At 45.8% G+C, this 406-nt stretch carries 1 protein-coding gene; it reads right to left on the reverse strand.

Features of this window, described 5'->3' with window-relative positions:
* A partial coding sequence (locus tag H5R88_RS01815) for a hypothetical protein (protein ID WP_375138895.1) occupies window positions 1–406 on the reverse strand: 406 nt, incomplete at both ends.

The raw sequence follows: 406 nt of genomic DNA on the forward strand, positions 1-406 counted from the left end.
AGTAAGTGCCAGTGAATCAACTAGTGCATCAGTAAGTGCCAGTGAATCAACTAGTGCCTCAGTAAGCGCCAGTGAATCCACTTCCGCATCAGTAAGTGCGAGTGAATCAACTAGTGCCTCAGTAAGCGCAAGTGAATCAACTAGTGCCTCAGTAAGCGCAAGTGAATCAACTTCAGCATCAGTAAGTGCTAGCGAATCAACTAGTGCCTCAGTAAGTGCTAGCGAATCAACTAGTGCTTCAGTAAGCGCATCTGAATCAACTTCCGCATCAGTAAGTGCGAGTGAATCAACTAGCGCATCAGTAAGTGCAAGTGAATCCACCAGTGCATCAGTAAGCACAAGTGAATCCACAAGTGCTTCAGTAAGTGCCAGTGAATCAACTAGTGCATCAGTAAGTGCCAGTGAA

Origin of the sequence: Limosilactobacillus agrestis (genome assembly GCF_014145585.1) — a bacterium.
In the GTDB taxonomy this organism is placed as follows: Bacteria; Bacillota; Bacilli; order Lactobacillales; family Lactobacillaceae; genus Limosilactobacillus; species Limosilactobacillus agrestis.